Annotated in this window: 11 protein-coding genes; 7 read left to right on the forward strand and 4 right to left on the reverse strand. The window is 61.1% G+C overall.

Annotation, left to right across the window (positions count from 1 at the left end):
• Positions 1-70 precede the first annotated feature (70 nt).
• A complete protein-coding gene (locus JIN81_RS04395; protein WP_200276856.1) occupies positions 71-481 on the reverse strand; it encodes a hypothetical protein in 411 nt (136 codons plus the stop codon).
• 135 nt (positions 482-616) lie between these two features.
• On the opposite strand from JIN81_RS04395, the gene JIN81_RS19625 reads away from it, so the two are divergent.
• The 3 genes from JIN81_RS19625 to JIN81_RS04410 are packed head-to-tail and all read left to right on the forward strand — an operon-like array spanning position 617 to position 3,073.
• Complete coding sequence (locus tag JIN81_RS19625) at positions 617-784, forward strand: zinc ribbon domain-containing protein (RefSeq protein ID WP_425498578.1); 168 nt, start codon at positions 617-619, stop codon at positions 782-784.
• Positions 784-1,785 (forward strand): glycosyltransferase, encoded by a 1,002-nt coding sequence (locus JIN81_RS04405; protein ID WP_200276862.1) that lies wholly within the window; start codon positions 784-786, stop codon positions 1,783-1,785. The genes JIN81_RS19625 and JIN81_RS04405 overlap by 1 nt, the downstream gene beginning before the upstream one ends.
• Positions 1,786-1,831: 46 nt before the next feature.
• Complete coding sequence (locus JIN81_RS04410) at positions 1,832-3,073, forward strand: MFS transporter (protein WP_234044457.1); 1,242 nt, start codon at positions 1,832-1,834, stop codon at positions 3,071-3,073.
• Here JIN81_RS04410 and JIN81_RS04415 read toward each other — a convergent pair.
• The 3 genes from JIN81_RS04415 to JIN81_RS04425 are packed head-to-tail and all read right to left on the reverse strand — an operon-like array spanning position 3,056 to position 4,648.
• The gene (locus JIN81_RS04415; protein ID WP_200276868.1) at positions 3,056-3,775 is read right to left on the reverse strand and encodes a L,D-transpeptidase family protein; all 720 of its coding nucleotides are present in this window, start codon (positions 3,773-3,775) and stop codon (positions 3,056-3,058) included. The genes JIN81_RS04410 and JIN81_RS04415 overlap by 18 nt on opposite strands.
• A gap of 7 nt (positions 3,776-3,782) precedes the next feature.
• Positions 3,783-4,211 carry a DUF3307 domain-containing protein gene (locus tag JIN81_RS04420; RefSeq protein ID WP_200276871.1) on the reverse strand — a complete coding sequence of 143 codons (429 nt, stop codon included), beginning with the start codon at positions 4,209-4,211 and terminating at the stop codon, positions 3,783-3,785.
• Positions 4,211-4,648: a Crp/Fnr family transcriptional regulator gene (locus tag JIN81_RS04425; protein ID WP_200276874.1), complete on the reverse strand. Its 438-nt coding sequence runs from the start codon at positions 4,646-4,648 to the stop codon at positions 4,211-4,213. Before JIN81_RS04425 ends, JIN81_RS04420 begins: the two co-directional genes overlap by 1 nt.
• A gap of 265 nt (positions 4,649-4,913) precedes the next feature.
• Here JIN81_RS04425 and JIN81_RS04430 point away from each other — a divergent pair, with 265 nt between their 5' ends.
• From JIN81_RS04430 to JIN81_RS04445, 4 genes are all read left to right on the forward strand, one after another.
• Positions 4,914-5,621, forward strand: a complete 708-nt coding sequence (locus tag JIN81_RS04430; RefSeq protein ID WP_200276877.1) for a TetR/AcrR family transcriptional regulator — start codon at positions 4,914-4,916, stop codon at positions 5,619-5,621.
• Between the two features lie 16 nt (positions 5,622-5,637).
• Positions 5,638-7,044: an efflux transporter outer membrane subunit gene (locus tag JIN81_RS04435; RefSeq protein WP_200276880.1), complete on the forward strand. Its 1,407-nt coding sequence runs from the start codon at positions 5,638-5,640 to the stop codon at positions 7,042-7,044.
• Positions 7,041-8,234, forward strand: a complete 1,194-nt coding sequence (locus JIN81_RS04440; protein ID WP_200276882.1) for an efflux RND transporter periplasmic adaptor subunit — start codon at positions 7,041-7,043, stop codon at positions 8,232-8,234. The genes JIN81_RS04435 and JIN81_RS04440 overlap by 4 nt, the downstream gene beginning before the upstream one ends.
• Positions 8,235-8,239: 5 nt before the next feature.
• A partial coding sequence (locus JIN81_RS04445; protein ID WP_200276885.1) for an efflux RND transporter permease subunit occupies positions 8,240-8,953 on the forward strand: 714 nt, incomplete at its 3' end.

Consider the following 8,953-nt stretch of genomic DNA (forward strand, 5'->3'; position numbering starts at 1 on the left):
AGCACCACGAAAAACGGCCCGCCCGGTGAATTCCGGGTGGGCCGTGAAATATTCTTCGATGGGGCAGGACTTATTCGCCGCCGTTGAGGGCGTCGGCAGCGGCGTCAGCAGCTTCCTTGGCCTTGTCAGCAGCTTCCTTGGCGGCATCTTCCGCAGCGTCAACCGCGTCTTCGGCGGCTTCAGTCGCGCTGTTTGCTGCGTCTTCGACCGCTTCGGCGGCCGCATTGCCAGCCTCGGTCGCTGCTTCAGCGGCGTCCTCAGCTGCCTCGGCAGCAGCATTTCCAGCGTCTTCGGCAGCTTCTTCCGCTGCTGCGCCTGCGGCTTCGGTGGCTGCTTCAGCGGCTTCACCCGCGGCTTCAGCAGCTTCCTCTGCCTTCTCGACAGCGGTTTCAGCTGCTTCTTCGGCAGTCGTTGGCTTTTCGCTGCATGCGGCGAAAATGAAAGGGGTCGTGGCAAGAAGTGCGTATTTTGTAAGCTTCATAGTGTTTGGGTCGGTTTCTGGCAGCTCTTGTGTGAGCAGCGCACATGCCAAACCTAACATGGCTCGGAGCGGGGTCAAACCTTGCCTTGCGACTGGCATCAAACCTGTTGCCACCCCTAAGCTGGGCCCATGGAGATGGCGGAGGTGCAATGCCCAACATGCTTCGAGTGGTTTTCGGTGGCCTGCCCGGCCGAAGCTGAGATGCCTGCCGAAGTGGACTACGACTGTGAAATCTGCTGTCGGCCGTTGGTGATTGTCTTCGACGCCGAAGGGCCGCGCGCCAAGGGTTTGGGAGATTCGTGATGACGCCGGCGATCTCAGTCGTACTGCCGGTCCGGAACGCCGCCGCGACCATCGAGGAGGCGGTCGATAGCATTTTGGGGCAGGATTCCGGGGATTTCGAATGTTGGGTCGTCGACGATGGGTCCACCGACGATACCCCCCGGATACTCGCCCGGTATTCAGACCACCGCCTGCGGGTTTTGTCCCATCCTGGACCCCACGGCGTGGCCGAAGCGATGCAGTTTGGCGTCGATCATGCACGGGCGCCATGGGTCGCGCGCATGGATGCCGATGACGTATCGCACCCTGAGCGACTCGGCATGCTGATGGAATGGGCGATGCGTCACCCGGATTGCGCAGCATTGAAGTCCCGGGTGCGACTGATCGATGGGCTGGGGGATGGCATGGATCGCCACGTCGCATGGGTCAATGGGCTCGAGACCCCGGAGTCCATTGCCTGCGCCCGATTCATTGAAAGCCCCATCGCCCATCCCAGCTCAATGATCCGAAAGGACTGGCTGCAACGCATCGGAGGATACCGGGCGGTCGAATGGGCGGAGGATCACGATGTTTGGATGAGATTGCTCGAGGCGGGGGGGCAGGTGATCTCGATCCCGAACGTTCTGGTCGACTGGAGGGATTCCTCAACCCGACTGACCCGAGCCGATGCCCGATACGGAGAAGCGGCCCGCTCGGCGATGCGCTGCCACTACCTTGCCCGCCTGCCCGAAGTCATGCAGCGAGGGGTCGCCATCGCGGGCGCCGGACCGATCGGCAAGTCCATCTCGCGAGGACTGAACGATCTGGGGGTGATGGTTCAAGGTTTCTTCGAAGTCCACCCTCGGCGTATCGGGCAAACCATCCATGGAGTCCCCGTCCTCTCGAGTGAGCGGATGGCTGAGGTCTGGACCGATGCCGTCGTGCTCGGAGCGGTCGGCATCCCCGGCGGGCGCGAAAGAGTCCGCCAACTGGCAATGGAGCACGGCCGGGTGGAGGGACGCGACTTTTGGTCCGTTTGCTGATGTCCGAAGGCTTGCCTGGGCGCAGGCGGGCGATAGCGTCGCGCCGATGGCAGAAGACCTCGCTCGCACAAAAAGCCCGCCTCGGGTCATGGGCGGGTTGTGGTTGATGTTCTTCCTGCTGGGAATGTCGGTCGGCTTCTACGTGCCGACGATGACCAACATCATGAGCGCGCGGGGCCTCGGCAGCCAGTTGATCCAGTGGGCGTGGCTCGCCGGTCCGGTGGCCTCGCTTCTATCACCTGTGGCAGTGGGTGCACTCGCTGACAATCGGTTTGCCGCCCAAAGGGTACTCGGCTGGGCGGGAGTGATCAGCGCCGCGCTGCTGGCTGCTGCATTTGCGTGTCTGGACTCCAACCTGTCGCCATGGTGGTTCGTCGTACTACTGTTCAGTAGTTCCATCGTCGCGGCCCCGCTATGGAGCACTCTCGCCAGTGTATCCATGTTCCACCTGACTCAGGGAGAACGCGAGTTCCCGCTGGTCCGTCTGGGTGGCACGATCGGCTGGATGCTGGCTGGCTTCCTGACCAGCTGGGTCCTGGGCGCGGACACCTCGCCGGTTGCCGGCTACGCAGGCGCCCTCATCCGACTCCTCGGCGGCTTTGTCGCCTTCACGCTCCCGGACACCCCTCCGCCGGGAAGATCGAGGTCGTGGCGCACGTTGATGGGCTTCGACGCCTTTCGGCTGCTCAAGGAAAGGGACCACTGCGTGTTCTTCTCCGCCACCGCCCTCCTGTCGATCCCGCTCGCAGCCTTCTACATGTGGACCCCAAAACATCTCGCCGATCTGGGAGATGCCAAGCCGACGTGGACCATGGCATTCGGACAATTCAGTGAAATTGCCGCGATGCTGCTCATGGTCTCCTTGATGACCCGATTCAGGGTCAAGACGCTGCTGCTTGCCGCTCTGGCACTTTCAGCGCTTCGCTACGGCTTGTTTGCATGGTCCGGAGCCACGGGAAGCATGGTGGGGATGTGGATCGGTGTCGCCATCCACGGGATGTGCTACACCTTCTATTTCATCACCGCGCAGATGTTCCTCGATCGGAGGGTTCCCCTGAGGGTTCGCAGCCAGGCCCAGGGACTACTTTCCCTGTTCAGCAACGGCATTGGCACCCTGATCGGGACGATCGTTGTCCGTCATCTTTACGACCTCATGGTTGCGGGCGACCCCGGCGGCTGGACGCCCTACTGGTCTATCCTCGGAGGGATGATCGTCCTGATCACCCTTGGTTTCGCATTCTTCTACGTGGGTGTGGGTGCCGGGGACCATTCAAGGAAGGCGCCATAAACTACGGTGCCTCCCGTATTCGTCCTTCGGAAGCAACACATAGAGCGGCTGCTTGTCGGGATCGATCCACGCGATCATGGTTCTGAGGCGATCTTCCGAAAGGGTGGTGCAGCCTGCCGTCGGCTTGGATCCACCGCCCCGCCAGATATGGAAAAAGATGGCGCTTCCGCCACCGGGCTTCACCCGGGGTGGTGCGTTGTGGCCCACAAACAACTTCAGCGAGTGGGCGTGATCTCCCTGTCGCATCTGCTGCTTCTTCTCCCAGGCTGTCGCGGGCTCGTGATCGAGCACGAGATGCCGATTGTAGCTCGGGGATTTCGAGTCCTCGACCCAAAGATCGCGGCTGGTGATTTTCCGGTAAAATAGCTTCGGATGCTTGCGGATGGCGCCGTCATATCCCCACGCTCCACCGATCCTGAAGACCCCCGCCGGAGCGCGTCCATCTCCCTCGACCTTCAGCTTCGAGCCCGCGGGGTTCGGGTGCAGGCCAAGGCCCCAGACCGAGCCCGACTTCCCGAGTCGGCCCGGCCACGGCCCATGCACCGGAGTCCAGGAGTTTCCTTTCCTTTCATAGCAGGTGAGCGTGACATGGGAGGAATCCCAGCCCGCCGACACACCGACGATGCATTGCTTGCTGGCTTCCGGCAGTTCGAATCCACCGAGGGGGAGAACGCAGCCGATGATGACGAGGAGAAACTTCATGATGATGTCAGGGGTGCCAGGTGGCCAAGGGGCAGTTGAGGCCAATGACGACGACGTAAGTCACTTTGCAAGCAACATGAAGGAACTGGTCGGTGCTGAATCGCGTCCAGCCCTCGCACTTGGCAAAATCAATCAAGCCGTGGAGCACAACCTCCAAGGCAGCGAGGCCGACGGACCCGGTGATCCACCAAACCGGGGCAGCATGAATGAGGGAGTGCGCCCCCAGAGCGTGGAACCAAAGACCTCTCGGAACCTCCTTGTCGCCGAAGAACTGCGCGAGATTGGCGTGGCGGTTCTTTGCCAGCGAAAGGAATTCGCCCTGCAGGGCGAAGTCGCAGATCGCGTGCCCTATCAAAAGCGCGAATAGAAGCACAGCCCCCGAAGCGATACCGCTGACTTCAATGATCGCAGCCTGGACCTGGAAGATGGGAGGCATCAGGACCAGAAACTCTGGAATGCCGCTTCGGCTTCGCGGGTCGCCAGCTTCTCATTCATCCGCCGGAGGCGAGTGCTCATCTCACTCAGGATCCCGGCGAGCAACCGCGCGGCGGCGGCAGGATACGCCGTCATGAACGACTCAAGATCACTGCGGTTTGCTTTCCAGACCTGGCTGAATTCGCGGGCGGTCACGGAGGCACTGGCCGTTGCCGGGTCAAAAAGATTCACCTCGCCGAGGGTCTCACCGGCCTCAATGCGAGCCACCAGCGTACGTTTCTCAGCGGTGTCGGTGTGCACATGAAGCACACCAGAAATGACGAAGTAGAGGGAGTCCTGATTGCCACCCTCCTGAATCAGGATCTGATCGGGATGAACCGGAAGAAATTCGCCGTAGTCGCCAAGCAACTGCCGATCTTCATCTTGGAGGCCGGCCATGATGCCGGTCGGAGGGATCTCGGGCTTTGTGAAAGATTCGCTCATTGCCCTTGAACTCTGAACGAGCGGGCCGAGTTCCGCAAAGCACAAAGCTCAGCCGAAGCATTGATCCCACCACCGTGGCCCATTCTCCTCGAATGGCATTCTACCGGACTTCTCATTCAGGAACGACCGATGGAAGCAGTCATCGGGTTGAGGCGCTCATTTGCATCATCGTTTTAAAACAAGAGTTTGACAACTGCCATCCAAACGGCAGTTTGAGCCCGTGAAAGCATCTGAAACCAAGGTGGAATCTGGGATTGCGACACGCCAACGCTTGTTGGAGTCAGCCCAGCAGCTCTTTGCGGAACAAGGGTTCGATCGGGTCTCCGTCCGTGACATTACGGATCGAGCCGGCGCCAACGTTGCCGCGGTGAACTACCATTTCCGGAGCCGTGAGGGTTTGGTTGAAGAGGTGATCGAACGCTACATCAATCCCATCAATGACGAACGTTTGGAGCGGCTTGAGAAGCTGGAACGTCGCTTTGGAAGCAAGCCGGCTCCGCTCGAGGAGATTCTGGATGCGTTCATCAGGCCCTTCGTGACGCAGGTGCGGCGGAGTGAGATGTCGGAGATGCTGTTCTATCGTCTGATGGGTCGCATTTTCGGCGACCTGGGAGGAGCCCTGCCTGCCAGTGTGGAGGCCGGGCTTCGCGAACTCCTTCAGCGCTTCGGGAAAGCATTCTCCAGATCCCTGCCAGGCGTGGATCGTGAGGAGTTGACCTGGAGGATTCATTTCATGGTGGGGGCGATGATCCACACGATGGCTCATGGTGAGACGCTGCGACGGTTGAGCGGCGATGCTTCGGGCGATCCATCGATGGAAACCACCCTTTCGCGATTCATTCGGTTCTCCGCCGCGGGGTTGCGGGATGGAGTCTGTCAGGATGAAAAGGGTGGCGCGGACGGACCACAGAACGAGTTCCTTTTTTAGGTCGATGCACCACAGCATGAAACAAGCAGCCGGTCTGGCCTTGATCGGAGCGCTGCTCGCTGGATGCGCTACCTTGCCGCCGGATTCCCGGATGGGGCAGGGCGGGTCGGCACCTGGAGCATGGACTGCCACGAAGGCTGGCAAGGCCGGGATCGATGACCAGTGGGTCGATCGTTTCGGTTCAAGGGATTTGCAGGCTTTGGTGGCTGAGGCCTACGCGTCCAACCGGAACCTCCAGGCCGCCGCAGCCCGGGTCGAGAGAGCGTCGGCGGTGGCACGTGGAGCTGGAGTCGCAGCCCGTCCCCAGCTCAATGCCGCAGTGAATGGCTCCCGAGACAAACGCAACTTCATCGGATTCCCTGGCGGTGGCGGGGGTGGCAACATCTCGAACGCCTATGGCGCCTCGTTGAATCTCCAATGGGAGATCGATCTGTGGGGCAAGCTCCGGGCGGGCGAGGAGGCCTCGTTGGCTGACTTGCAGGCGGAGGGATACACCTATCGGGGTGCGCGTGCATCGCTTGCAGCCCAGGTGGTGCGCGGTTGGCTCCTTCTTGCCGAGTCCAACGAGCAGATCGAGTTGGCGGAGAACGCCCTGAAAGTGAGGAAGGATACCGCCGAGTTGATTCGGAGTCGTTTCGAGCTGGCTGCCGAGGACGCGGGGGCGAATGCCTCCCAGCTGCGACTTGCGGAAACCGATGTGGCCACTGCCGAAGCGGCACTTGCGCAGCGTCAGGGAGACCGGGATCAGGCACAGCGCCAACTTGAGATTCTCCTGGGGCGCTATCCATCCGCTGAGATCACCGGCTCCGCGAAGCTACCAAAGGTGCCGAAGTTTCCACCTGCGGGTCTGCCGTCCGAATTGCTTCTGCGTCGTCCCGACATCCTGACGGCGGAGCGGCGACTGGCGGCAGCCGGTCGGAGAGAGGATGAGGCCCGCCTCGCATTCTACCCGAGCTTCAGCCTGACGGGCAGCGGTGGGTCGAGCACGGAGCAGCTCCGCAACATTTTTGATAGCAGCTTCGGCGTGTGGTCGATCGCAGGTCAGGCAACGCAGCCCATTCTCAACGGGGGAGCCCTACGCTCCCAACTGGACACCCGGACCGCGGAGGAGAAGGAGGCCCTTTCGAACCTTCAGCAAACTGTTCTGAGTGGCTTCGGAGAAGTGGAGACCGCACTTGCCGCCGATCGATTCCTCGCGGAGAGAGAACGCGCGACCGGTGAGGCACTGCGCATCGCGGTGGATGGTGCGGAGTCATCTGCGGTTGATTTCGGATTGGGAACCGGTGACGTGCTCACCTTGCTGGCCTCTCAGAACCGTCAGATCGAACTCGCGGCCCAACAACTGACCCTCCGGCGTCTGCGACTCGACAATCGCGTGAACCTGCATCTCGCCCTCGGCGGCGACTACAAAATCTCAAAATGAATACGAGCGAAACGGAACAGTACGAAGTCGAAAGGCGCGGAGAGATCCGGGCCGTCATGTCCTTTGTCATTGCTCTCGCAATCCTTGGCGGATCGGTCGGCGTGGCCATCCTGTTGGTCGTCAACAAGGTCAAGGCCAGTCAAGCGGATGTCCAGAAGTCGAAGCCAACCGTCGAGGTCAGCCAACTGGTGGTGGGGCGGCACGTGCCTGACATCTCGAGCGAGGGAGCGGTCATCAGTCGCAGGGAGGTCCGACTCGCTGCGGAAGTATCCGGCAAGGTGGTGTCGATCTCCGACCAACTGGTCGACGGCGGCCGGGTGAAGGCCGACGAGGTCCTTGTCATTCTCGATGACAAGGACTACCAGGCAGCCCTTGCGAGGGCGGAGTCGAGTCTGGCTGATGCCGAGCTCGCACTCGAACTTGAGATCGCGAAGGGCAAGCAGGCTCAGAAGGATTGGGCCAAGCTGGGCAAGGGCGAGGCTCCGAAGCTTGTGTTGCGGGAACCCCAGATCAGGAGTGCCCGGGCCAAGCGGGACTCGGCCGAAAAGGAGGTTGAGCGCGCGAAGAACGACATCGAGAGGACGAGGATCAAGGCGCCATTCGATGGTCGCATCCGTGATGCGGGGGTGGAGACCGGTGCCGTCGTCGTCCCCGGTTCGATGGTGGCGGAGATCTATTCGGATACCGATCTCGAGGTCAGGTTGCCGTTCTCGCTTCGGGATTTCGGATTCATCCGTGCCGATGACACACCCCGGTTCACGCTTGAATCGTCCATCGGAGGCAAGGAGGTGACTTGGCCGGCGGAACTGGTCCGAGTGGAAGGCGAAGTCGAACGATCCACTCTGAGTGGTCACGCGATCGCCAAGGTTCTTGCCAATGCGAGCGGTCAATACCCACCGGTCGGCTTGTTCGTTCGCACGACGGTGAAAGGGCTGCCGGTGGATGGAGTGGTCGAGATTCCACGCTCCGCGCTGCGCGGGTCTGATGTGGTGTGGGTCGAGGATGACGGGGAGCTCCGCCGACGTACGGTAAAGGTCGTACGAAGCACAAGGGATAGCCTGATTGTATCGGGCGATTTCGAGGAGGGTGAACGCCTGGTCATGACGCGGATGAGCGCACCCATCGACGGGATGGAGGTGAACGCGAAGCCTGCAACTTCCGGAAGCACCCCTGAAACCGGAAACCAATAGAATTCATGGAGGCGGCAATCAAATGGTTCAGCAAGAACCACGTGGCGGGCAACTTTCTGATGCTTGCCATCCTTCTGGTGGGTTTCTCGACCTGGTTCCAGCTCAAGAAGGAGATCTTTCCTGAGACCTCGATCGATGCCGTGGCGGTTCGGATTCCTTATCCCAATGCCACGCCCGAGGAGGTCGAGCGCGGTGTCTGTGTTCCGGTGGAGGAAGCCATCGCCGACCTGACCGGTATCGATACGATCCGGAGCACGGCCAGCCAGAACATCGGCACCGTGAGCGTCGAGGTCGAGACGGGCTATGACGTCCGTGAGGTGATGGATGACATCAAGAGCCGGGTCGATGCGATCGACAACTTTCCTGAAGAGGCCGAGAAGCCGGTGCTTGAGGAGATTCTCATCAAGAACCCGGTCATGAATCTGGCGATCACAACGGATCGGCCGGTCGATGAGACCACGCTGACACGCCTGGCGGAGCGCATCCGGGATGATCTGCTTTCCTTCGAGTCGAAAGGGGCGACAAGCGTGGGGGATTTCTTTGCCAACTTCTTCCGGGGACCCCAGACGATCTCCCAGGTCTCGATCGCGGGCACGAGGGAGTACGAAATCTCCATCGAAGTGTCCGACCAGCGTCTCAGGGAACTTGGCTTGAGTCACAGTGACGTCGCCGAGGCCGTGCGACGGACCTCGGTCGACCTGCCCGGCGGATCGATCCGC

It is taken from the genome of Haloferula rosea (assembly GCF_016595525.1).
Classification (GTDB): domain Bacteria; phylum Verrucomicrobiota; class Verrucomicrobiia; order Verrucomicrobiales; family Akkermansiaceae; genus Haloferula; species Haloferula rosea.